22 protein-coding genes are annotated in these 23927 nt (G+C 67.9%); 10 read left to right on the top strand and 12 right to left on the bottom strand.

The window, feature by feature from the left end; translation table 11 throughout:
- Window position 1 precedes the first annotated feature (1 nt).
- A complete protein-coding gene (locus tag CYU89_RS16850; RefSeq protein ID WP_296282700.1) occupies window positions 2-568 on the top strand; it encodes a hypothetical protein in 567 nt (188 codons plus the stop codon).
- On the opposite strand, the gene CYU89_RS16845 is transcribed toward CYU89_RS16850, so the two are convergent.
- Window positions 569-1000, bottom strand: a complete 432-nt coding sequence (locus CYU89_RS16845) for a nuclear transport factor 2 family protein (protein ID WP_296282699.1) — start codon at window positions 998-1000, stop codon at window positions 569-571. It lies immediately after the preceding gene.
- 127 nt (window positions 1001-1127) lie between these two features.
- Window positions 1128-2363, bottom strand: a complete 1236-nt coding sequence (locus CYU89_RS16840; RefSeq protein WP_296282698.1) for an HD-GYP domain-containing protein — start codon at window positions 2361-2363, stop codon at window positions 1128-1130.
- A 100-nt stretch (window positions 2364-2463) separates the two neighbouring features.
- On the opposite strand from CYU89_RS16840, the gene CYU89_RS16835 reads away from it, so the two are divergent.
- From CYU89_RS16835 to CYU89_RS16820, 4 genes are all read left to right on the top strand, one after another.
- Window positions 2464-2865, top strand: a complete 402-nt coding sequence (locus tag CYU89_RS16835; RefSeq protein WP_296282697.1) for a GFA family protein — start codon at window positions 2464-2466, stop codon at window positions 2863-2865.
- 126 nt (window positions 2866-2991) lie between these two features.
- Window positions 2992-3687 carry a TetR/AcrR family transcriptional regulator gene (locus tag CYU89_RS16830; RefSeq protein ID WP_296282696.1) on the top strand — a complete coding sequence of 232 codons (696 nt, stop codon included), beginning with the start codon at window positions 2992-2994 and terminating at the stop codon, window positions 3685-3687.
- 71 nt (window positions 3688-3758) lie between these two features.
- The gene (locus tag CYU89_RS16825) at window positions 3759-4973 is read left to right on the top strand and encodes an FAD-dependent oxidoreductase (RefSeq protein ID WP_296282695.1); all 1215 of its coding nucleotides are present in this window, start codon (window positions 3759-3761) and stop codon (window positions 4971-4973) included.
- A gap of 89 nt (window positions 4974-5062) precedes the next feature.
- Complete coding sequence (locus CYU89_RS16820) at window positions 5063-5245, top strand: hypothetical protein (protein ID WP_296282745.1); 183 nt, start codon at window positions 5063-5065, stop codon at window positions 5243-5245.
- Window positions 5246-5247: 2 nt separating this feature from the next.
- Here CYU89_RS16820 and CYU89_RS16815 read toward each other — a convergent pair whose 3' ends face one another.
- The 7 genes from CYU89_RS16815 to CYU89_RS16785 form a co-directional block, all read right to left on the bottom strand.
- Window positions 5248-5694, bottom strand: coding sequence for a hypothetical protein (locus tag CYU89_RS16815; protein WP_296282694.1), 447 nt, complete (start codon window positions 5692-5694; stop codon window positions 5248-5250).
- A gap of 2 nt (window positions 5695-5696) precedes the next feature.
- Window positions 5697-5900, bottom strand: a complete 204-nt coding sequence (locus CYU89_RS16810) for a PspC domain-containing protein (RefSeq protein ID WP_296282693.1) — start codon at window positions 5898-5900, stop codon at window positions 5697-5699.
- A 39-nt stretch (window positions 5901-5939) separates the two neighbouring features.
- A complete protein-coding gene (locus CYU89_RS16805) occupies window positions 5940-6323 on the bottom strand; it encodes a DUF5329 domain-containing protein (RefSeq protein WP_296282692.1) in 384 nt (127 codons plus the stop codon).
- On the bottom strand, window positions 6320-7390 hold the full coding sequence (locus CYU89_RS16800; protein ID WP_296282691.1) for a class III poly(R)-hydroxyalkanoic acid synthase subunit PhaC: 1071 nt from the start codon (window positions 7388-7390) through the stop codon (window positions 6320-6322). The genes CYU89_RS16805 and CYU89_RS16800 overlap by 4 nt, the downstream gene beginning before the upstream one ends.
- Window positions 7387-8772: a class III poly(R)-hydroxyalkanoic acid synthase subunit PhaE gene (phaE, locus tag CYU89_RS16795; RefSeq protein ID WP_296282690.1), complete on the bottom strand. Its 1386-nt coding sequence runs from the start codon at window positions 8770-8772 to the stop codon at window positions 7387-7389. The genes CYU89_RS16800 and phaE overlap by 4 nt, the downstream gene beginning before the upstream one ends.
- A 70-nt stretch (window positions 8773-8842) precedes the next feature.
- Window positions 8843-9457, bottom strand: a complete 615-nt coding sequence (locus tag CYU89_RS16790) for a CDP-alcohol phosphatidyltransferase family protein (protein WP_296282689.1) — start codon at window positions 9455-9457, stop codon at window positions 8843-8845.
- Window positions 9458-9669: 212 nt separating this feature from the next.
- Window positions 9670-11505 (bottom strand): 3-hydroxybutyrate oligomer hydrolase family protein, encoded by a 1836-nt coding sequence (locus CYU89_RS16785; RefSeq protein WP_296282688.1) that lies wholly within the window; start codon window positions 11503-11505, stop codon window positions 9670-9672.
- 131 nt (window positions 11506-11636) lie between these two features.
- Here CYU89_RS16785 and CYU89_RS16780 point away from each other — a divergent pair, with 131 nt between their 5' ends.
- Together CYU89_RS16780 and CYU89_RS16775 are read left to right on the top strand one after the other, a co-directional pair.
- The gene (locus tag CYU89_RS16780) at window positions 11637-12404 is read left to right on the top strand and encodes a 3-hydroxybutyrate dehydrogenase (protein WP_296282687.1); all 768 of its coding nucleotides are present in this window, start codon (window positions 11637-11639) and stop codon (window positions 12402-12404) included.
- Between the two features lie 10 nt (window positions 12405-12414).
- Window positions 12415-13080: a response regulator transcription factor gene (locus tag CYU89_RS16775; RefSeq protein ID WP_093299330.1), complete on the top strand. Its 666-nt coding sequence runs from the start codon at window positions 12415-12417 to the stop codon at window positions 13078-13080.
- A 495-nt stretch (window positions 13081-13575) separates the two neighbouring features.
- Here the strand turns inward: CYU89_RS16775 and CYU89_RS16770 are convergent, their stop codons facing one another.
- Window positions 13576-14064, bottom strand: a complete 489-nt coding sequence (locus CYU89_RS16770) for an 8-oxo-dGTP diphosphatase (protein ID WP_093490648.1) — start codon at window positions 14062-14064, stop codon at window positions 13576-13578.
- Between the two features lie 111 nt (window positions 14065-14175).
- Window positions 14176-17517: a PAS-domain containing protein gene (locus CYU89_RS16765; RefSeq protein WP_296282686.1), complete on the bottom strand. Its 3342-nt coding sequence runs from the start codon at window positions 17515-17517 to the stop codon at window positions 14176-14178.
- A 218-nt stretch (window positions 17518-17735) separates the two neighbouring features.
- Here CYU89_RS16765 and CYU89_RS16760 point away from each other — a divergent pair, with 218 nt between their 5' ends.
- Complete coding sequence (locus CYU89_RS16760; RefSeq protein WP_296282685.1) at window positions 17736-18080, top strand: hypothetical protein; 345 nt, start codon at window positions 17736-17738, stop codon at window positions 18078-18080.
- 82 nt (window positions 18081-18162) lie between these two features.
- On the opposite strand, the gene CYU89_RS16755 is transcribed toward CYU89_RS16760, so the two are convergent.
- The gene (locus CYU89_RS16755) at window positions 18163-20382 is read right to left on the bottom strand and encodes a TonB-dependent receptor (RefSeq protein ID WP_296282684.1); all 2220 of its coding nucleotides are present in this window, start codon (window positions 20380-20382) and stop codon (window positions 18163-18165) included.
- 170 nt (window positions 20383-20552) lie between these two features.
- On the opposite strand from CYU89_RS16755, the gene CYU89_RS16750 reads away from it, so the two are divergent.
- Together CYU89_RS16750 and CYU89_RS16745 are read left to right on the top strand one after the other, a co-directional pair.
- The gene (locus CYU89_RS16750; RefSeq protein ID WP_296282683.1) at window positions 20553-21956 is read left to right on the top strand and encodes a GntP family permease; all 1404 of its coding nucleotides are present in this window, start codon (window positions 20553-20555) and stop codon (window positions 21954-21956) included.
- A gap of 98 nt (window positions 21957-22054) precedes the next feature.
- Window positions 22055-23923, top strand: a complete 1869-nt coding sequence (locus tag CYU89_RS16745; protein ID WP_296282682.1) for a DUF1800 domain-containing protein — start codon at window positions 22055-22057, stop codon at window positions 23921-23923.
- Window positions 23924-23927: the final 4 nt, after the last annotated feature.

Here is a 23927-nt window from a genome sequence, read left to right as displayed (position 1 = left end):
CATGACGCACGACACCTATCGCAACGCGATCGCCTGGATACGCGTATTGCGCCCGCTCGTTTGGGGCAGCGCGGCCCTGTTGCTGCTGACGCCGTGGGTCGCCATGCGTTTCACGGACGAGGTGGCCTGGACGGGCGGCGACTTCGTGGTCTTCGGCGCAATGCTGCTGGCCGGCGGTGTCGCGTTCGAGACGACGGCGCGTGTCGCGCGCGTGCCCAGCTACCTGCTGGCCGGTGCCATCGCCGTCGGCGCCGGCTTCCTGCTGCTGTGGGCGAACCTGGCCGTGGGCATCGTCGATGAGCCGGGCCATCGCGCCAACCTGCTCTTCCTGGGCGTGCTGGTGACAGGCGTGCTCGGCGCCGGCGTTGCCAGGCTGCAGGCGCGCGGAATGTCCCGTGTGCTCGTTGCGATGGCGCTGGCGCAGATGGCGGCCGGCGGCATCGCGATGGGCTTGGACACGCAGGAATCACCGGCGTTCGTGCTGGCGTTCACCGCCCTGTATGTCGTCGCCTGGTTGTTGTCCGCCCTGCTGTTCCACAAGGCGGCCCGAACGCGTGCTGCCGGGTGATCAACGCGGCTTCGAGTGCCACAGCGCGTTGACGATGATCCAGCGGTCGCCGTAGCGGCCCATGTGGAAGTGATCGACGAACCACGGGGTTTCCAGCCGCACCGCGGCGGTCTCGGCGGTGACGTCGAGGATCCGGCAGCTGCGGTTCCACTGTTCCTTCGGCGTCTTCAGCACGCCCTGCCGGGTCAGGCCGACCAGTTCCTCCTTCGACATGCGGCGCAGGCCGAGCCGCTCGTCGGGCGTGTCCCCGGTAACGGCCCGCTTGGCCAGGTCGGGATGCAGCGCACGCGCCACGCGCACCGGGTCGCCTTCCAGTTGGCCGTCGATGTAGTCGAGGCAGGTGGCTTCGATGGCGGCGAGCGTGGCGGCATCGGCGCCCGGCGGCGGCGCGGAGGCGGCCGCGGCGGCGAAGAGGAAGAAAGTCAGCGACATGGCGGTTCCTGCGAAGGGGACACGGCGGTGGGGTCATTCCCCGACGATACGGCAACGGCGGTGCCGGCGGGACAGGATCGCGTGTCCGTGCGGCCGCCCAGGGATCGAATGTCCGGCGCCCGGCGAATCAGGGCAGCCAGAGTTTCTCCAGCTGGCGGAATCCCCATTTCTCCGGCGACTCGATGCCGACGATGCGCTCCCGGCCATCGGTCGCGGCCAGGTCGATGTCGGTCAGCAGCAGGTGCGTGCGCGACTTGGCAGAGTAGAAGGCGCGCACGCGCGGCGCGAGCAGCGTGCCGGGGTTCTGTTCCACCACCACCGCCAGGCGCTCGCTGGACAGACGGACGAGGGTTCCCACCGGGTAGATGCCCAGGCTGCGGACGAAGGCCTTCAGCAGGTCGGTATCGAAGTGTCCCTGCCAGCTGGCCATGCGCCGCAGAGATTCGCCGGGGTCCCAACCCGCTTTGTAAGGGCGGTTGGACGTGATGGCATCGTAGACGTCGCAGATGGCCCCCATGCGGGTGAGCACGGGCAAGGCGTCGCCAGGCAGGCGATTCGGGTAACCGGTGCCGTCCATCCGCTCATGGTGGTGGCGGGTGATGTGGAGCACCCCGGCCTGGGTCACGCCGCCTTCGCGCAGCAGGCGCTCGCCGTGCACCGGGTGCTGGCGGATCACGTCGAATTCGTCATCGGTCAGCTTGCCCGGCTTGTTGAGTACGTCCAGCGGCATGGCCGCCTTGCCCATGTCGTGCAGCAGGCCGCCCAGCGCGGCCTCGCGCAGATCGGCATCGGACAGGCCGATCTCGCGCCCCAGCATCACCATCAGCGCGCTGACGGCGACCGAATGCAGGTAGGTATAGCTGTCGGCGTCCTTCAATCGCGCCACGCTGACCAGGGCGGTGGGATGGCGATCGACCGAGCCGGTGATCTCCTCGATCAGCGGCAGGACATGACCGGGATCGACGCCGCGGCCCATGCGTACCTCGCGGAACATGGCCTCGACGGCATCGCGGGCCTCGCCGCAGATGCGGCGCGCACGGGCCAGTTCGGAGGCGAAATCGGGAGCGGCCTCGGGCACCAGGGTCCGGCGGCGGTCCGCTGCTGCCGGGGCATCGTCCTCGGCTCGGGTGGCAACGGTGTCGATGACGGGGGAGACCCCGTCGGCGATCGCATCCTCGCCGTCCCAGGCGCCCAACGACAGGTCGACGACCACCTGCTCCACGCCGCTGTCCTGCAGTTGCGCCAACCGCTCCTCGTCCAGCACGAACGAGGTCCTCCAGAACGGATGCTGCATCCACGGCCCGAGCAGCTTCTGTACATGCATGCCCGGCCGGAGCGCTGCGACATCGAGTGTTTTCAGCATGTACGACTCCACGGCCCCGGGTCGGTTACGCTCCGCGCTCCGGCGATGCCGGCGGGACAGGCCCGACTGCCCCGGAACCGTTATCGGCACGGGAGGCCACATGCTGAAGTCCTATGCGGGCAGTTGCCATTGCGGGGCGGTCCGGTTCGAGGCGGACATCGACCTGGCCCAGCCTACCTACCGGTGCAACTGCTCCATCTGCCGGCGCAACCGGTTCTGGCCGGCCATCGTCACGCCGGACCGCTTCCGCCTGCTGGCCGGTGGCGACCAGCTGGTCGAATACCGGTTCAACGCGATGCGCCATTCCCACCATTTCTGCCGGACCTGCGGGGTGCGCCCGTTCGGGATCGGCAACGACGTCCCGGGCGGGGAGCGCATCTACGGCATCAACCTGGGATGCCTGGATGCGACGCCGGAAGAACTAGCGGCCGCACCCGTCACCTGCATCGACGGGGCGCATGACCGTTGGCAGTCGGCACCCGCGTTGACGTCTTATCTGTAGTACTTCTCACTTAGTCCGAAAAAGCCCCCGTTGCCGGCGGCGAATGCGACGCGGACTTGCCACACGCAAGTAGGCTTTTGCTAGTCTGGGTAATTGCCGCCGACCGGGTGCGAGCAGGAGTTCCACATGAGCACGCCTTCCGATTTCATGGAAAACGTTTTCAGCGACGCGCACATCCTCGGCGAGTCACCGCTGCGACCGCGACCACACGTGGAGCTGTGCCGCCGCGGCGAGATCCGGGCGGAAAAATTCCTGGACGCCGCTACCGAGGTGTTCGCCGAGAAGGGCTACCAGCATGCGCGCCTGAGCGAGATCGTGGCGCGTGCCGGCGGATCGCTGGCCACGCTGTACCGCATCTTCGGCGACAAGGAGGGACTGGCCTGCGCCATCCTCGAGCGCCGCATGGACCTGCACATCCACGTCCTCAGCGACCTCAACCTCACCGAGCTGTCGCCCGAGCAGGCGCTGCGCCGGGTGGCGATCCGGATGGCGCAGTTGATGGCCGGGCGGGATTCGCAGGTGGTCTACCGCATCGTCATCGGCGAGGGACAGTCGTTCCCCGCGCTGCGCGACTGGTTCTTCGACCACGTGGTCGCATCGATCCGGCAGACGCTGGAAGACTATTTCGCCCAGCAGGTCGCGGCGGGCCGGCTGCAGCTGCCCTCTCCGAAAGCAGCCGCGGCGCAGTTCTACATGAGCCTGTTCGGCGACCAGGTGGTCAGGCTGGCGGCGGGCAGCACCCACATGCCCGACGTCGACACGCTGGAAGCACAGGCGCTGGCCTCGGTCGACCTGTTCCTGCAGGGTGCGTTGCCGCGCTGACGGCGCCGCCTTCACCTGTCCCTGTCGCGCCGCCTGCCAGCATCGCCGTATCGTGACGGTGCGGGGCAAGCATGGACCTGAAAAGCGGTTATCCCTTCTGGGCGGTCAGCAACGGGCTGATGCAGGCGTTTCCGCGCCTGGAGGTTGACCACCGCTGCGACGTGGTGGTGCTGGGCGGGGGCATCACCGGCGCACTGATCGCCGACGAACTGGCCACGCATGGCTTCGAGGTCGCAGTCCTCGAGCAACGCGACATCGGCTGGGGCAGCACGTCGGCCAGCACTGCGCTGCTGCAGTATGAGATCGACACCCATCTGGTCGATCTGGCGAAGCGTCACGGCGAGGCCGATGCCGCCCTCGCCTATCGCGCCTGTTCCGACGCGATCGACCAGTTGCACGGCGTCGCGTCGGCCTGGCGCGACGTGGGCTTCGCGCGCAACGCGAGCCTGTACTACGCCAGCCGAAGCCGCGACGTGCGCGACCTCGAGGAAGAGCACGCCGCTCGGCGGCGGCACGGCCTGGATGTCGAACTGCTCACCGCCGAACGCGTGCGGGACGATTATGGCTTCGACGCCCCCGCGGCGCTGCTCAGCCGCCAGGGGGCGCGAGTCGATCCGTACCGACTGACCCATCGCCTGCTCCAGCGCCTGCAGAAGCAGGGAGCGTCGGTATTCGACCGCACGCGTGTCGTCGAGATCGACACGACGGCGCGCGGCGTCGTGTTGCGTACCGAAGACGGGGTTACCGTGCGCGCCTCGCATCTCGTGGTCGCGGCGGGATATGCCAGCCAGCACTGGCTGAAGAAGTCGGTGGCACGCAACCGCAGCAGCTATGCCGTCATCAGCGACCCGCTGTCCGAGGAAGCGCTCGGGTTCCTGTCCGACACGCTGTTGTGGGAAACCGCGCGCCCGTATCTCTACGCGCGCAGCACGTCCGACCGCCGCCTGCTGATAGGCGGCGAAGACGACGCTGTCGACATTCCCGCCAAGCGCGATGCGCGGGTCGAAAAGAAGGCACGGACGCTGCTGAAACGGCTGCACGACCTGTTCCCTGCGCTGGAGATCACGCCGGCCTTCTCGTGGGCGGGCACTTTCGCGGAAACCGAAGACGGCCTGCCCTTCTTCGGCCCGCATGCGCAGTGGGGGCCGCGGGTGCATTTCGCGATGGCCTACGGCGGCAACGGCATCACCTACAGCATGCTGGGGGCTGGACTGCTGCGTGCGCTCATCGAGCGACGCCGGCATCCCCTGTGGCCCCTGTTCTCGTTCGAGCGACTGAAGCGCTGACGCTGCGCCACGTCGCATTGACGCCCACGTCATGCCTCCATCACGCGCATCGGCGCAGGCTGGCGGCACGTCCCGACTGGAGTACGGCCATGCTCCGTGGCGACAAATCCGCATATACCGAAAAACAGAAGCGCCAGGCCGAACACATCGAGGAGTCCGAGCGCGAGCAAGGGCGATCGAAGGAAGAGGCGGAGCGCATCGCCTGGGCCACGGTCAACAAGCAGGATGGCGGCGGCAAGAAGTCGGGTTCGGGACGCGCGAAGGCGCAATGACGCTACGGTGAGCCGGACGGCCACCATCCCTTGCCGGTCAGCGCATAACGGTCCGCTGCCCGCTCGAAAGGATTGCGCACGCTGACGCCGCCGCACAGCAGGTAGACCGGCAGGAACAGCGGTCCCAGCACCATGTACTGGTAGACGTGCGCGCGTTCATGGTCCCCGAGGCGGATGCGCGGATGCTGGGCATGGCCAGCGCGGTGCTCGTAAGTGATGCACTCGGATTCCAGCGTGTCGCCGGTGTGCAGGATGACGTTGCCGAAGGTGATGGCACCGCCCGGTCCCCACGGCCAGTGGTGGAAGACCAAGGCGAAGTCCCTGCGACTCCACTCTACGCGTGCACCGAACGGCAGACCCGCGATCCCGGCCAGCGCGCCGATCAGGGTATTGGGCACGGCCCAGACCACGCCTAGCGCATATCCGAGCCACCGCCCCACCCGCGCCATCCTCAATCCTGTTCGTTCGGCATCAGCAACCACAGAATCAGATAGACGAGGATGCCGGGAAACGCCGCCGACGCGATGGAGACGATCACGAACAGCACCCGCAGCAGCGTGGCACTCCATCCGTAGCGATGGGCGATACCGCCCATCACGCCCGCGATCATGCGGTCGTTCAGCGACCTGGCAAACGGCTTGGATGCGGTATTCATCGCCAACTCCCCACGGTTGTCCGTGGCCAGTCTAGCGCGTCAGCGCGCCGGCGCGGCTGAACCGCGCAGCGCGTCCAGCTTCGCCTTGAACCAGGTGGCGGCCGGCTGCGCCGGTTGTCCCGGACAACGCACCTGGTAGGCGCGTCCACTGATGCTGCTCTTGCTGGCTGCGCGCTCGATGAACTGCTCGGCGGTATCGGCCAGGTCGCGCTTCAGCAGGTAGTCGTACTTGCGCTGCAGATGCTTGCGCGCCTCGTCTCGCCCGTGCCACGTGCCGTTGCGCTGGAACTCGCAGGACGACGCCGACAACGCGTCCATCAACCCCTGGATCTCGCGCTTCGCCGCTGCGGAGGGCGCGGCATGTGCCGCGACCGGGAACAGCAGAGCCAGCAGGACGACGAAACGTCGCGTCGACGTCTTCATCGTGCGCGCTGGCCCAGCCAATGGTGGATGGCCGCAGGCACTTCGCGCTGGGCGCGACTGGAGACATAAATGCCGATATGGCCGCCCTTGAAGCTCAGTTCGGTGTAGTCGGCCGTGCCCACCACGTCCTTCAGCGCACGCGAGGCATCCGGCGGCACCAGGTGGTCCTGTTCGGCATAGATGTTCAGCACCGGCATGTCGACGAAGCCGAGGTCGACCGCTTCACCGCCGATCTGGATGCCGCCCTTGATGAAACCGTTGCGCTGGTAGAACTGGGTGATGAACTGCTTGAACGCCTCGCCCGCCAGGTCCGGCGAGTCGAAGATCCACTTCTCCATCCGCAGGAAATCCTCGATCGCGCGCTTGTCGTCGAGGATGTCGACCAGGCCCACGTACTTCTGCAGGTTCAGCCGGAACGGCTTCAGCATCAGGTAGCAGGCGTTCATCATGTCGGCGGGCACGTTGCCCAGCGCTTCGACGAACAGGTCCACGTCCAGTTCGCGCGTCCAGTGCGACAGCATGTTGTCCGGCGTGTGGAAGTCCACCGGCGTGACCATCGTGATCAGGTTCTTGACCTTCTCCGGGTGCAGCGAGGCATAGCACAGCGAGAACGCCCCGCCCTGGCAGATGCCAAGCACGTTGACCGCATCGCGGCCGCTGCTGTCGCGCAGATGGTCGACCGCGCCGTCGATGAAACGGTTGATGTAGTCGTCGAGCTCGAGGAAGCGGTCGGACCTGTCCGGGTAGCCCCAGTCGATGACGTAGACGTCCTCGCCCTGCGCCAGCAGGCCCTTCACCAGTGAGCGGTCGTGCTGCAGGTCGACCATGTATGGCCGGTTGACCAGCGCGTAGACGATCAGCAGCGGCACCTTCGCCGTCGGCGCCTTCTCGCCGACGAAGCGGTACAGCACCACCTTGCCGTCGCGCCAGACCTCCTGCTTCGGAGTGGCGCCGTAGTGGACATCGTCCACCTCCGGCAGCGTATGCAGGCCGGCGGACAGTTTCTGCGTCAGCGTGGTGGCTTCCTGCGCCAGGGCCTCGGCGCTGAAGTTGAGCGGTCCATTCATTTGCCCTTACCCCGCTTCGTCTTGCTGGGCGCGCCCGCCGTAGCGCCGCGCGTCGCATTGCGCGCCACCCAGTCCTTCATCGATACGACCGACGTGGGCGTGGTGGCTGCCGCAATGGTCTTCTTCGTTGATTTCGCCGTGGGCTTCCGGGCTTTCGCCTTGCCGACCCCCGTCTTCGCCCTGGCGGGCTTGCGCTCGGCGGCAGTGGAGGCGCGCACGGGCGCACGCTTGGCAGGGGCCGGAGCCGCTGCGGCCACCCCCCTGACGGCACGCTTCTTCGGCGCGACCTTCTTCGCTGCCACGCGCGTCCTGGGCGACGCCTTCGGCGAAGGAGCCGGCGTGCGTCGTGCGGCAGGACGTTTTTTCGCGGCCTTCGGCTTGGCAGGGGCCCGCGCTGACGGCGCCGCGTCGGGCGAACGGGTTTCCACCGGCGCGGGCGCGGGTGCGGGCTGCGCGGGCGCGCGGCGGACGGGTGCGGAGGCCGCCCGTGTCAGCTTGCGCAATGCGCGTTCGAGCTCAACGATCTTGCGATGGGCGGAATCGACCTCGGTCCGCGTCGGCATGCCGAACTGCGTGCAGACCTGCTCGACTTCCCGCTGCACGCCGAGCCGCAGTCGGGCCTGTGCATTCGCCAATCCACCGTAGGCATGGCGGAAATCGTCGGACATCGCGACCTTCGCATACGCCTCTTCGGCCGCATCGATCCACAGGTCGAACAGCGCGCGGGCATTCTGCAACTGGCGGCCGGGCTCGGCATGCTCCTCCAGCTTGCGCTCGAAGCGCGCGAAGGCATCCTGCGCCACCTGCAGCATCAGTTGGTCGTACTCGCCGACTTGGCGCTGGTAATCCTGATAGGCCTGCGCCAGCTGCTGCCAGCGTTCCTGATGCTCGCGCGACAGGCCGAACGTCGGCAGGTGCAGCCAGCGATCACCGTCCCGCTGGAAGTTCTCCAGCCACGGACGCATCTGCTGCATCCACCCGTCGAGGCCGTGCGCGCCGCCCTGCATGCTGCGGAAGATGTCGGCGAACGGATTATGGGCCGGCGCGGGATCGGCCATGCCGAGCGCGGAGCGCCAGGCGCGGCCGATGTCGCTGGCGTCATGGTCGCGGCCGGTGAACTGGGCCGCGACCTGCTGCATCTGCCCGAACCACTGGCCGGCCTGCCGCTGGAAGCGGCCCACGGCCTCGTCCACCTGCGCCTGCCCGCCCGGCACCAGCTTGGACCACCAGTCGACCGTCTGCTGCCAGCCCGAATTTGCGCCGGGCATGGACATCGCAGGCGCCGTCGCGCCAGCCTGTCGCAGGGCGTCGCCCCATAGGCTCCAGTACTGCTTGGCCACCGATTCGAAATCGCCCGGCCACGGTGGAACGGAATTTGCCATGTGCCCTCCCTTCCCGGCCGATTCTAGCCGCGGCCGGCGGCGCGTGCATGACGCGCCCTCACCTCACGGCTCAGGGCTTGGGGATGCGCAGCGTCTTGCTGATCATCAGCGTGCCGGAGACGGCGTACAGCAGCACCAGCGGGTGCAACAGCCATGGACCCAGCTTCACCGCACCGAGCCACAACGCCGGACCGACATGACCCAGGTACGCGGCGACGGCCAGCACGATGACCAAGGCCAGGCTGGTGGGAATGGGCGTGCCCTCGAAGAACTTCACCTTGTCGCCCCCATCGGCCAACGTTTCGGCGGTGACGTTGTAGCGTGCCAGCCGGCTGACGCCACAGGCGACGAAGTACGACAGCACCAGCCAGTCCCAGCCGCCCTGCATGCCGCAGGCGTAGGCCAGTGCGGCGGGCGCGACCCCGAAGGAGATGACGTCGGCAAGCGAGTCGAGTTCGCGCCCCAGCACCGAAGCCTGCTTGCGCCAGCGTGCCACCCGCCCATCGAGTGCGTCGAAGATGAAGGCCAACGGGATGAGCGCCATGCCGATCATCAGGTCGCGAAGGATGCCCTCCTGCAGGAAGCGCATGGAAGCGAACACCGCACCGGTGCCGCAGAAGGCGTTGCCCAGCGTGAACCAGTCGGCCAGCTGGAAGTCGCGGATCATCGAGAAGTGTCGGGACATGGCGGCACGCGTGACCAGGAACGGCCTACAGGGTAAGCCGAACCGGGTGAAGACGTTGCCGCATCCCCTCGCCCCGTTTACGGGGAGAGGGTGCCGAAGGCGGGTGAGGGGCGAACGAAGACCAGATGCTTACACGCTCGCGGACTCGCCGCGCCCTGCCCCTCATCCGCCCTCCGGGCACCTTCTCCCCGCAGGCGGGGAGAAGGATTCTTTCAACGCGGAATTGCGAACTGGCTCGCCTCGACGCTGCCGGCGCCACGGGGATTGGCATTGATCAGGGCATTGGCCGGCAGTTCCCGGCTGCCATCGAGGGTGGCGCTGACCTGGTCCAGCGCGGCATAGACGTAAGGCAGCAGAGGAACGTAGCGCGCACCGTAGGCCGGCAGTGCAAGGAACCCATCGAAGTGCTGCGCGTTGCGCACCTGCCAATAACGCACGTCGGGATTGGCGGCGCGCGCGGCCTGCACGTACGGCGCGCTGGAGAACGCCGGCGGCACCAGTCCATCGTCCAGGCCATGGATCACCACCACCGGCCGCCGCGTGCGCGGGAAGCGCGCGGCGGTCTGCGCGATGCCGGCCTGCACGCGGCGCGCATCGTCGCTGCTGCCGGTCTGCAGTGCACGCAGGCACTGCAGGCCCGGCAGGGTGAAGTCCGGCGGCGCCAGTTTCGTGTCCACGATGCCCACCCCCGCCCCCGGCGGAATGCCGCTGCCATCCGACCACCACGCGGCACGTTCGGCGGCGCTCGCCGCGCGTGCGCTGAAGTCCGGGTTCTGCGCGGAGAACGCATGCCCGCACGGATGCTCGCCGACGCCGTAGCGACCATAGGCCGAGGCGTAGGTGACGGCGACCGCACGCCACAGGTCGAAGCCCACGCTCAGTGCGCCGGCGACCAGCGCCTCATCGGTCCAGCCATTCGCTTTCAACTGTGCATGCGCCGACGCTGCCTGCGCTTTCGCATCGCCTCCGGTGACGAGCCCTGCCGCCTTCAGCGTGGCGCAGCGTGCCGTCCAAAGCGGTTCCACCTGCGCGCGCAGCGGCGGCTGCGGCAGCGATTCCGCCGGCAGGTCCAGCAGTGCGCACGGCATCAGCAGCGCGGCTTCGGTCGTGTAGTCGTACAGCGAACGCGCACCCGGCGCATCGGCTGCCAGGATGTTCGGTTCGCCGGCGACCACGGCATCCAGCCAGCCGCCTTCTTCCTCGCTGGCGCGCAGCACGGCACCGCCGCCATTGGAGATACCCACCGCGATGACGCGCGTGTTGTCAAAACGGAATGGCGCCGCCTGCGGGAACGCCTGGTCCAGCGCGGCCAGCGCGAACTCGGCGGCCTGCTTCACGTGGCGGCCCCAGTCGGCCTCCGGATTGTCCTTGGAGTGCGCGTGCTTGACCGCGACACCGCTGGCACCGACCGGCGCATCCGGCGTGAACGCCAGTGTGCCGTCGCCCAGCGCGCCGATCGTCCCGTCTTCGCGCGCCCCGCGCTGCTCGGTCAGGTCGAAGTAGTCCGTGCCCGCACCTTTGTCGGTGTAGGCGATCGCGCACCCTTTCGGCAGTCCCCATGGGGCAGCGACCGCGATGGCACCGTAGACACCGCGGGAGCCCGACGACGCGGTGACCACGACGCAGCGCTTGGTCGCATCGAAATTGTCCGGCACCTGCACCAGCACGCGGTGCGGCTGCTTCGCGCCAGCGACCGTCGCCAGCGCGGAATACTCGCGTCCGGGCACGCTTGCCACGTTGCCGTAGGCCTGGCCGTAGCCACCGGTCAGCGACAGGTCGGCGATGCCGCGCCAGTTCGCCCAGATGGCTCGGCGACGCAGTTCTGCCGGCGTCGGATTGACCGGATCGGCGAATGCGGGCGCCGCCATCGCACGCAGGCCCTCCAGGCCCAGGCCGGCGGTGAGCAGATCGTCGCTACCGCGATGCTCGGTGACACGCTGGGGTTGGATCATGTGGGCCACCGCTTCAGGCTTGGGCGGCGCGCTGCTGCAGGCGGCCAGGGCCGCGCCGAGCAACAGGCTGCAGGAAATGCGCGTCTTCGCGTTCATGCGTGGAAAGCGTCCAGGGTTCCGGTCAGTGCCATGAAACTACCCTTCGGGGGAAGCGCCGTCATCGTACTTTGGTACCACGAACGGATCCTGCGTGCCTGCTACCCTAACCGCAGCACGCAGGAGCCCCCATGCAGAAGACCCACACCCTCCTCATCACCGGCGCGGCCAGCGGTATCGGCGCCGGCATCGCGGCCCAGCTTGCCGAAGCGGGCCGCCACGTCATCGTCAGCGACCTCAACCTGGCGGCCGCCGAGACGGTCGCGGCGCAAATCCGCGCCGACGGCGGTTCCGCCGAAGCGGTCGCGCTGGACGTCACCTCCCAGGACAGCATCGATGCCGCGCTCGCGGCGGTCTCGCGCCCCATCGACGTGCTGGTCAACAACGCCGGCCTGCAGCATGTGTCGCCGCTGGAGGACTTCCCCATCGAAAAGTGGGACTTCCTCGTGCAGGTGATGCTGGTCGGCGTGGCCCGCCTGACCCGCGCCGTGCTGCCGGGCATGCGCGAACGCGGCTTCGGCCGCATCGTCAACATCGGCAGCATCCATGCGCTGGTCGCCAGCCCGTACAAGAGCGCCTACGTGGCCGCCAAGCACGGCCTGGTCGGTTTCTCCAAGGTGCTCGCGCTGGAAACCGCCGACACCGACATCACCATCAACACCGTCTGCCCCAGCTACGTGAAGACGCCGCTGGTGGACAAGCAGATCGCCGACCAGGCGCGCACGCGCGGCATCTCCGAGGCCGACGTGGTCAGCCAGGTGATGCTGAAGCCGATGCCGAAGGGCGTGTTCATCGGCCTGGACGAACTGGCCGGCATCACCGCCTTCCTCACCTCACCGGCCGCGCGCAACATCACCGGCCAGACGATCGTGGTGGATGGCGGCTGGACGGTGCAGTAAGCCGCACCGCATGCCCAACCTACTGATCGCCGACGACCACCCGCTGTTCCGGGCCGCGCTGCGTGGTGCGGCCGCCGATGCCGTGGCGCAGTTGTCGGTACGCGAAGCGGAGTCGCTGGACGGCGTCATCGCCACGCTGGAAGCGCACGACGACATCGATCTGGTGCTGCTCGACCTGCACATGCCCGGCAACCACGGCCTGGCCGGGCTGGCGGCGATCCGTGCGCAGTTTCCCGCGGTCGCCGTCGTGGTGGTGTCCGCCAACGACGATCCGCGCGTGGTCCGCCGAGCGCTGGACCATGGCGCTGCGGGTTATCTGCCGAAAAGCTCGGGCCTGGACGAACTGCGCGACGCCATCCGCAGCGTGCTCGCCTGCGAGCAGTGGCTGCCGGCCTCGCTGCGCGGCGCGGTGGCGCGCGCGCAATCGTCCGAACACGACACCGAACTGGCCGGTCGCCTGGCCAGCCTGTCGCCGCAGCAGTTCCGCGTGCTGACGCTGGTGGCGCAGGGGCTGTTGAACAAGCAGATCGCCGACCGCCTCGATGTGCAGGAGCGCACCGTGAAGGCGCACCTGTCCGCCATCTTCGACCGCCTTGGGGTGCGCAACCGCACCCAGGCCGGCGTGGTGCTGCGCGAACTGGAACTGGCCGACCCGGCACGACAGATCGAAGGCTGAAGTTCCACGCCGTTTCCAAGGACGGCGCGATGACGTGGAACCAAGCGTGGATCACCGCTGATGTGCGGTGATCATAAATTCGCCACACACCTTGACAACGTTGTGCCGCAACGCGCGCCAACGCTTATCCACATGTTGGTCGACAGACCATCCACATGCGGTGTGGACAACCCGGAAACCCGACCGTCACGCACTGGTCATAATTTCGCCACACACCTTGACAGGCTTGCGGCGCAAGGCGGCCGCGCGGTTATCCACATGCTTTCCCAACGCCGATCCACACAGCGTGTGGACAAGCGTGATCGTGGAACATGCGGCCGTTCCCTGTAGGAGCGACGTGAGTCGCGACCGTGGACCTTGGTCTCCGTTGTTCCGTGGATGACACGGACGAGGAGAAACATATGCCGTAGGAATCAGCGCTCATCCAAGGTGCAGTGCCCCCTCTGCCTTCCGGTCGCGACTTACGTCGCTCCTACAGGGTCGAGCAGCGCGGCTTCAGATGCGCGAGTAATCCCACGAGACCATGCGTCCCTCGTGGTACGGCATGACGCCGTGGAAGCCACGCGGATCGTCGTCGAACACCAGCGGCAGGAAGTGGCGGTCGCCGTCCCACAGCGGCAGTTCCATGATCTTCTCCACCGGCACCCATTCCAGCGTGCCTTCCGGATTGCGTTCGAACGGCGTGCCGCTGTAGCGCGTGATGAGGAAGACGAAGCCCAGCCAATCCTCGCCATGCTTGCCGAAGCCCGGCCAGCTGATCGTGCCGCGCAGCGTCATCGCGTCGCAGTCGATGCCGGCCTCCTCGTGGATCTCGCGACGCATGCCGGCCACCACGTCCTCATCCCGCTCGATCTTGCCGCCCAGCCCGTTGTACTTGCCCAGGTGCTGGTCATCCGGGCGCGCGTTGCGATGGATCAGCAGCACCTGCGAACGATCGGGCGAAAGCACGTAGCCGAGGGTGGCGACGATGGGGGTGTAAGGCATGCGCGAACTCCGGAATCCAGGCGCGCATTCTAGCGTTGCGGTTGTGGGAGCGACGTAAGTCGCGATGACGAACCAGAAGTGCGGACAGTCTCCGCACGTAACCATCGCGACTTACGTCGCTCCCACATCAGAGACCCGTGCGGCCAGCAGCCGGTCCAGCACCGACTTCAACGCCAGCGGCCGCACCGGCTTGGCCAGCAGCGGCAGGTCGGCATCGCGCACCGCGCGGCGGACGGCATCGGTCTGGTCGGCGGTGAGGATCAGGCACGGACGAGCACCGTGCGTGGCGCGCAGACGTTCGGCCAGCGCCACGCCGGTGTCGCCGTCATCCAGATGGAAGTCGAACAACCACAGGTCCGCCGAACGCTCACGCAGCGCCATCTCCGCGCCTGCGCTTCCACCCGCGCTGGCCACGCTGCAGCCCCACCCTTCCAGCACCTGCTGCAGCGCGGACAACGCCGCCGGATCGTTGTCGACGGCCAGCACGTGGCGACCGGCGAGGCCCGGCTTGCCCACGGCCACCGGCGCAGGTGCGGGCGTCGCCACCCGCACCAGGTCCACCGCGAACACGGCACCCTGCCCCAGCCGGCTCCGCAACGACAACGGCGCCTCCAGCAGCGCGGCGATGCGGTCGGCGATCGACAGACCCAGTCCGAGTCCCTGCCCGGGGACATCCTCGCCGCGACGGAATTCCTCGAAGATCCGCCGCTGCTCCGCTTCGGCGATGCCGGGGCCGGTGTCCCATACTTCGACGCGCAGCCGGTCGCCATGGCGACGCACGCCCAGCAGCACGCCGCCACGCACCGTGTAGCGCACGGCATTGGCCAGGAAGTTCTGCAGGATGCGCCGCAGCAGCTGCGGATCGGTGTGCACCCACGCACGCGTGGGCACGATGTCGAACGACAGCCCGCGTTCGTTCGCCAGCACGCGGAACTCGGACGCCAGCGGTTCCAGCACCTCCATCAGCGGGAAGTCGCGCGGCTCCGGCAGCAGGCCGCCCGCTTCGAGGCGCGACATGTCCAGCAGGCCGGTCAGCAGGTCCGTGGTGGAATCCAGCGCGCCGCGTACCTGCAGCGCCGTGTCGCGCTGGCGCGCCTCCGGCAGCTGCTGCGACAGCGCGTCGGTGAACAACTGCGCCGCGTGCAGCGGTTGCAACAGATCGTGGCCGATCGCGGTCAGGAAGCGGCTCTTCGCATCGTTCGCATGCTCGGCCTCGCGCTTGGCGGTCTCGAGCAGTGCGGTGCGTTCGGCGACGCGCTGCTCCAGCGTTTCGTTCGCCTGCTTGAGCTGGCGTTCGGCCTGGCGCGACGCGGTCACGTCGGTGTAGGTGGCGACGAAGCCGCCGCCCGGCATTGGATTGCCGCGGATCTCGACGATGCTGCCATCGGGGAACACGCGCTCGGTGAGGTGCGCCGTGCCGGCGCGCATGAAGGCCAACCTGCGCTCCAGCGCGCGTTCGTCCTGGCCGCGCTGCGGCATGCGCGCCAGCGCCCAGCGCGTCAGCTCGGCGATCGGTCGGCCGACCTGCAGCATCTCCGCCGGAAATCCGAACATCTCCCGGTAACGCCGGTTCCAAGCCACCAGCCGCTGCTCGCGGTCGATCACGCTGATGCCCTGGCTCATGTTCTGCAGCGCCGCTTCCAGCACCTGCTGGTTGAAGCGCAGGTCCTGCGAGACCTCGCCGACGATCGCCGCCACGGTATCGAGGTCGCCGCTCTCGCGGCGCGCGGCATCCAGCAGCAGGCGGGCCGACGCGGAACCGAGTACCGCGGACAACTCGCGCTCCAGGCGCGCTTCGATCACGCCGGGCACGGGGCCGGTGCGCGGTGCGTCGGCCAGCAATTCCTCGACCCGTTCGCGCGGCAGGAACCGGCGACCCGCATCGCGCAAGGTCTTGCTGTCGAAACCTCGACTGTCGGCGCGGCGCGGCGCGTTGCCGCGCCAGCCCATCACCAGCAACGTCACCGCCGTGCCGCAGAACAGGCTGACGCCGACCGCGCGCCCCAGGCGGCTCCACCCGGTCAGGCCGAAGAAGCCATCGGGCGACAGCCCCGCGATGCCGAAGGGTCCCTCCTGCAACCACGCCGGCGACAGTCCGCGCGCATCCATCGTCACCGGCAACAGCAACAGCCAGGCCCAGACCAGGAAACCGACCACGATGCCGGCGATCACCGCGCGCGGTGGCGTCTGCGGGCGCCAGATCGCGAAACCCAGGGCGGGTGCGAGCGTGGCCAGCGCGGAGAACGACACCGCGCCCACGTCGGCCAGCGCATCGTTGCCGGCGACCAACCGACTGTAGGCCCACGCCAACAGCATCACCGCGACGATGCCGATACGCCGCTGCGCCAGCACCGCACCGCGCAGGTCGCCGCCGGTGCCGCGCAACCAGCCGCCGCGCAGCAGGCCCGGCGCCAGCCAGTGATTGCCGATCATCAGGCTCAGCGTCAGCGTGCTGACCACCACCATGCCGGTGGCCGCGCTCAGGCCGCCGAGGAAGGCGAGCAACGCGAGGCCCTGGTGCCCCTGCGACAGCGGCAGCGCCAGTACGTAGAGATCGGAAGGCACCGCATCGCCGAACATCGCGCCGCCGGCGCGCGCCAACGGCAACAGCGGTGCCGCCATCAGCACCATGTACAGCGGGAACAGCCAGCGCGCCGTGCGCACATGCCGCTCATCGCGGCATTCGACCACGCCCACATGCACCTGGTGCGGCAGGGTGAACATCGCCAGCACGCCGAGCGCGACCAATGGCAGGAAGCCGTAGGTGGTCGAGGGCGGCGCCTGCACCGGCGGCACGTCAGGCAGTTCGGGCAAGCCCCACCAGACGAACACGCCCAGTGCCAGCATCGCCGCCAGCTTGAACAGCGATTCGAACGCCATCGCCAACACCAGGCCGCGGTTGTGCTCCACCGCGCTGGCGCGCCGCGTGCCGAACAGCATCGCGAACACCGCCATCGCCAGCGCCACGTACAGCGCGCTGTCCTGCCAGGCCGGCAGCGCATCGTTGCCGGGCGAACGCGTCAGCAGCGCGAAGCTCATCGCCACCGCCTTCAACTGCAACGCGATGTAGGGAATCAGGCCCAGCGCCGCGACCAAGGTGATGGTGGCCGCCAGCCAGCCGTCCTTGCCCAGCCGCGTGGCGATCAGGTCGGCCAGCGAGGTCGCGTTGGATTCGCGCGCCATGCGCACCAGCCGCACCAGCAGGAACGCACCGAACACATACAGCAGGATGGTGCCGACGAAGGTCGGCGGCAGCGGCCAGCCGTAACGCGCGGCCTGGGTCACCGTGCCGAAGAAGGTCCACGAGGTGCAATAGACCGCGAGCGACAACGCGTAGATGTAGGGCCACTGCACGGCGAGCACGCGCGGGTGGCGTTCGGCATACAGCGCCGAGCCGAACAGCACGCCCAGCCAGAGCAGCCCCGCCAGCACCACGATGCCGATGCTCAGCATGCTTCCTCGAATGGTCCTCTCCGCCCAGCCACGATCTTACCGCGCCGACGATCGGCACTGTCCCCTGCCCGTTTCCGTGGCCGATGCCTGCGCAGGGCCTCGTTCTTCCTCATGACGAAGCCGCTCGGAACGCTCCTTCCGAGGGGATTGCCGCCACGCGGCTCCGTCATCGCCGGGCCCAAGGGGGTGCCCACACGGAGTCGAAAAAGGAGATCGCCATGCACAACCCCATGTTCCTGCGCTTCGCCGCGCTGTCCCTCGTGCTGCTTGCCGCATCCGCGCCCGCCTGGGCAACGCGCACCAGTACAGCGCTCGGCATCTGCATATCGCGTGGCCCGGACTGCAGCATCGCCAACAAGGGCGACAACTACGAGATCTGCGTCAACAATACCGACGGCAAGCAGTGCGTCAGTTGCCCCAACCTGGCCCAGGACAAGCAGGAGTGCTCGGTCGCCAGGACCGACAAGGGAACCCCGGCTCCGACCACCGGTGTGGCGGGCCTGCTGGCTGAGGAGTACCCGGCGTCGCCGCGCAAGCCCGAACGCCCCGCCCGCAAACCCTGAGGCGCGCCCGCCTTCCGCGCACCCGCCAACGAACGACGACGCGGCGCTGCATGCACAGCGCCGCGTCGCCTGGGACTACGCGTCAGAAGTCGTAGCGCGCGGTCAGGCTGTACTGGCGCGGCGGACCGTAGAAGCCGGTCAGCACGCCATAGGCGGCGATGTTGTAACCGGTGGTGCGGTACTCCTCGTCGGCCAGGTTGGTGCCCTGCAGCGACAGGCTCCACGCGTCGTCGAGCTTCCAGATCACGCCCGCGTTCAAGAGGCCGTAGCCCTCCTGCCGGATCAGCGGGCTCAGGTCGGTGGTCGGCCACACTTCGGACTGGTACGAATAGCCCACGCGCGCGGACAGGTTGCCGCCGTTGGCCAGGTCGGTGCGGTACTCCACGTTGAGCGCGCCGGAGAATTCCGGTGCATTGGTGAAGCGCTGGCTGTCGGCCACGTTGACGCCGCTGGTGATGAACTCGTCGTACTTCGCGTCCAGCCAGGCCAGGTTGCCGCTGATCAGCCAGTTGGCCGTCGGCAGGAACTGGTACTCGACTTCCACGCCGTTCACGGTGCCCTTGCCGGCATTGGTGAAGTCGCCGAAGAAGCTCTGCGAGCCGTTCGGCAGCGTGTATGAGGTGAACACCGACAGCTGGATGTCCTCGTACTTGTTGTGGAACGCCGACAGGTTCAGGAACACGCGCTGGTCGAGGAACGACATCTTGCTGCCGATCTCGAAGCTGTCGACCGATTCGTCGTCGAACGGCTCGCCCGAGCGCGGCACCGCCGTGGTGTTGGCGCGGATGTTGTAGCCGCCCGACTTGAAACCGCGCGAGGCCAGGCCGTAGACCATGATGTCGGGGGTGACCTGGTAGTCCAGCGAGACCTTCGGCGAGACGTTCTTGAAGTTGACCGTCTTGTCGAAGTTCGCCGCCGTGCCCCACGACGTTTCGTACTGGTTATTGGTGTAGAAGCGGTTCAGCGCGACGGCATGCTTGTCTTCGTCCGTGTAGCGCGCGCCCACGTCCAGCTTCAGGCGGTCGGTCAGGTCGAAGGTCCAGTCGGCGTACAGCGCGATGCTCTTGGTGTTGACCACGCCCTGGGTGTCGCCGAACAGCGGATTGGTCAGGCCGGTGGCCAGCAGCGGATTCCAGAAATAGTTCAGCACCTGGCCACCGGCGTCGCCATTGAACCAGTACAGGCCCATCACGCCGCGGGCGCGGCCGCCGCCGTCGTAGTTCGCCTGCAGTTCCTGGCTCACCTGGCTGTCGCTGTAGAACGCGCGCACGTCCACCAGCGGCAACGGCGTGGTGTCGAAGTCGATGTTGGTCTCGGTGTCGGATTCGCGCTTGGCGGCGACGTACTTGAACGCCCAGTTGTCGCTCGGCCTCCAGTTGGCGGTGACCGAGGCGCCCTTCATCTCGGTGTCGTTGATGTTCTTCATGCCGCTGCGGATGTCGTAGCGGTCGCTGGTCGGCGGATAGGCCGGGGCCAGGGGGTTGGGCGCCAGCATCTTCGCACCGCGCACACCGGACTGGTCGTCCATGTAGTCGAAGGCGAACTGCACGTCGAAATCATCCTGCGAGTACGCGCCCAGCTGCATGCGGACCGCGTTGATCTCCTTGTCGCTGACCTCCTGGCCGGTGTACGTGTTCTCACCGAAGCCGTCGCGGTTCATGCTCGCCACCGAGACGCGGCCGCGCAGGCCGCTGTCCTTGCTGCCGATCTCGCCGCCCAGCGCGGCTTTCACGTCCAACTGGTTGTAGTTGCCCACGGTGACGGAGGCGAAGCCGGTGGTCTCCTGCGGCAGGCCGCGCGAGATGTACTTGATCGCACCGCCGATGGTGTTCTTGCCGTACAGCGTGCCCTGCGGTCCACGCAGCACTTCGATGCGCTCCACGTCGAACACGTCCAGCAGCGCGCCCTGCGGACGGGCGATGTAGACGTCGTCCAGGTAGATGCCCACGCCCGGGTCCACGCCCCACAGCGGATCGGCCTGGCCCACGCCGCGGATATAGGCGGTCACGGTGCTGGTGGAGCCGCGCGCCGCGTACACGGTCAGGTTCGGCACCTGCGCATCGAGGTCGCCCAGGTCCTTGATGTTGAGCTTGTCCAGCGTCTCCGGCGTGAACGCGGTGACCGCGACCGGCACGTCCTGCAGGGTCTCCTCGCGCTTGCGCGCGGTGACCTTGACCGAATCGAGCGTGGTGGCGTTGGTGGCTGGCGTGCCGGCGGCCGGCGCGGCGTCCTGCGCCCATGCCACCGGCACGGACGACAACAGGACACAGCCGATGGCCAGGCTCAGGTGCTTGCGCTTCATGGGTCTCCCCCTCCCGGGTATGACGTTGGCGGCGGGCGGGTGCCGCCGATTGAAGCGAACACTAGGGGGTGGCCCGCGCGGAGGGCATCGTACCTTCGTACAGTGGGACAGCCGGCACGGCCCTGCGGATACTCGCCGCACTGCAACCGGCGCTGGCCGAGGAGTGTTGGATGTCGTTCCTGATCGTGCTGGCCGCGCTGTGTTTCCTGATGTTCGTGGCCTACCGCGGCTACAGCGTCATCCTGTTCGCGCCGATCGCGGCGCTGGGCGCGGTGCTGCTCACCGATCCGTCGTTGGTCGCGCCGATGTTCACCGGCCTGTTCATGGACAAGATGGTCGGCTTCCTGAAACTGTACTTCCCCGTGTTCCTGCTGGGCGCGGTGTTCGGCAAGCTGATCGAGATCTCCGGCTTCTCCAAGGCGATCGTGAAAGCGGCCATCAAGGTGGTCGGCGCGCAGCGCGCCATGCTGTCCATCGTGCTGGTGTGCGCGCTGCTGACCTACGGCGGCGTGTCGCTGTTCGTGGTGGTGTTCGCGGTGTATCCGTTCGCGGCGGAACTGTTCCGCCAGAGCGACATCCCCAAGCGGCTGGTGCCGGGCACCATCGCGCTGGGCGCCTTCACCTTCACCATGGATGCGCTGCCGGGCACGCCGCAGATCCAGAACATCATCCCCACCTCGTTCTTCGGCACCACCGGCTGGGCCGCGCCGGTGCTGGGCACGATCGGCGGCATCTTCATCCTGATCGTCGGCATGACCTATCTCGAATGGCGCCGCCGGGTGGCCGCGCGCAACGGCGAGAGCTACGCGGGCAGCGAGGAACTGCGCAACGAACCCGAGCCCTTCAAGGGCGATCGCCTGGCGCATCCGCTGATCGCGATCCTGCCGCTGCTGCTGGTGGGCGTGGCGAACTTCCTGTTCACCCGCTGGATCCCGGGCTTCTACGGCGACAGCCAGTCCTTCATCCCGGCCGTGATCGGCAATCCCGCACCGGTGGTGCAGGAGGTCTCGAAGGTCGCCGCGATCTGGGCCGTGCAGGGCGCGTTGCTGGTCGGCATCGTCTCGGTGATCGCGTTCGCGTGGAAGCCGGTGTTCGCCAGCTTCGCCGAAGGCACCAAGAGCGCCATCGGCGGCGCGTTGCTGGCCTCGATGAACACCGCCTCGGAATACGGCTTCGGCGCCGTCATCGCTGCCCTGCCCGGCTTCCTGGTGGTGGCCAACGCGCTGCAGGCCATTCCCAATCCGCTGGTCAACGAAGCGATCTCCGTCACCGCGCTGGCCGGCATCACCGGTTCGGCCTCGGGCGGCATGAGCATCGCGCTGGCGGCCATGGCGGACAGCTTCATCGCCAACGCGAACGCGGCCGGCATCCCGATGGAGGTGTTGCATCGCGTGGCGTCGATGGCCTCCGGCGGAATGGACACCCTGCCCCACAATGGTGCGGTGATCACCCTGCTGGCTGTGACCGGCCTCAGCCACCGGCAGTCGTACAAGGACATCTTCGCCATCACGCTGATCAAGACCACGGCGGTGTTCGTGATCATCGGCGTGTTTTACGCCACGGGCTGGGTCTGAGGCCACCCATGGCGTGACCGGCCTGTGCGCGCGGTCCCAAACGGGGCATCGCGCTTGCACAATACTTCCCGCATTCCGGGGAAGGCAGGGAAATCCGCATGGCGTACTACACCGTCCCGTGGCGTCGGCTCGCCGCGCGTGGCCCACTCCGGCGCACGGCCGTCGGCGCACGCGCCCGGCGCGACGCCGGCCCCGAACGACCGCCGGTGGCGACCGCCGACATCGGCACGCAGGTCCGTCAGCGCCTGAATCGCCTGTACGGCTGGAAAGGCGGCGAGCGCGCCAGTCCCAAGGACACCACGCCCGCACCGGACGCCGTGGCCGTGCCGACCGGTGGCCGCGTGATGATGGGACAGTCGAATCCCCGGCTGCTGACCCTGGCTCGCCCGCCGTTCGCCGTGCAGGCACTCAACAACCTGAGCTACGGCGCCACCGCCACCACGGTCGCCGAGTTCAATGCGCTCGGCAGCAGCGACCGCCAGCGCCTGGCCAACTATGTCGACTGGCAGCTCAACTGGGATGCGATCGACGACAGCGCAGTCACCACTCGCCTCACCGCCGGCGGCTACACCACGCTCAACAAGTCGCTCGCCCAGCTGTGGGCCGACCACGTGGTTCCGGACCCGGAATACAACATCCGCATGCGCCCCGCCAACGAGGTGCAGCGTGCCGCCTTCGTGCGCGCGGTGTACTCGCGCCGCCAGCTGCGCGAAGTGCTGGTGAACTTCTGGCACGACCACTTCAACGTGCTGGGCACCGACTTCAGCGTGGGACCCGTGTTCGTGCACTACGACCGCGACGTGATCCGCGCCAACGCCAAGGGCAACTTCCGCACGATGCTGGAAGGCGTGGCCCAGAGCACGGCGATGCTGTATTACCTGGACAACATCAGCAATTCGCGCTCGGGCCCGAACGAGAACTTCGCCCGGGAGCTGCTGGAGCTGCACACCTTCGGGGCCGAGAACTACCTGGGCTTCATGGATCCGTTCCAGGTGCCGCCCTGCCCCGAGGATCCGGCGTACCCGATCGGTTACACCGACATCGACGTGTACGAAACCTCCGCCGCGTTCACCGGCTGGTCGGCGAAGAACGGGCACTGGCAGTTCCCCACCGAGAACGACGGTACGTTCGTCTATCGGCAGTCATGGCACGACGCCGGGCCGAAGTTCCTGCTCGGCATGCTGATCTATCCCGAACAACCGGCGCTCAAGGACGGCCGCGATGTGCTGGACCGCCTGGCCAGCCATCCGCGCGTGGCCAAGTTCATCTGCAAGAAGCTGATCCGCCGATTCATCAGCGACACGCCCAAGCAGGCGTTGATCGACAGCGCGGCCGCGATCTTCCGCGCCAACTGGCGCGCCCCGAACCAGATCGAACTGGTGCTGCGGCACATCCTGAATTCCGACGATTTCATCAACAGCTTCGGCCAGAAGAACCGCCGCCCGTTCGACTGCGCCGTGGCCGCGATGCGCACGCTGGGCGGCGACTGGACGCTCAGGCTGGACCATGGCCGCAGCGGCGACTTCATGTGGCTCTATGGGTTCACCGGCCACACCCCGTACAACTGGCCGGCGCCGAACGGGTATCCCGATGCCGGCCTGGCGTGGTCGGGTTCCAACTCGTACGCCATGACCTGGCGCCTGCTGGGCTGGCTGACCGAAACCAAGGACGGCGAGGTGCCGCTGCACCCGATCGTCGACACGACGCGCGCGAACGTGCCCGTCGCCAACTGGACCGCGAATACCCTGGTCACCTGGTGGTGCACGCGCCTGCTGGGCTACCAGCCGGAGGCCGCGCGCAAGCAGGCATTGGTGGCGTTCATGGCCCAGAACGGCGACCCCAACACCTACGTCATCACCGACACCAACACGTGGCAGGGCAGCGACCTGAAGCGGCATTACAACCACGAGCGCCTGCGCAGCCTGGTGGCGCTGATCCTGATGACTCCCGAATTCATGAGCCGCTGAGGCG

This window comes from Pseudoxanthomonas sp., from assembly GCF_002863005.1.
Classification (GTDB): Bacteria; Pseudomonadota; Gammaproteobacteria; order Xanthomonadales; family Xanthomonadaceae; genus Pseudoxanthomonas_A.
The sequence above is the reverse complement of the archived record's forward strand: the minus strand, read 5'-3'. Positions and strand labels throughout refer to the sequence as shown.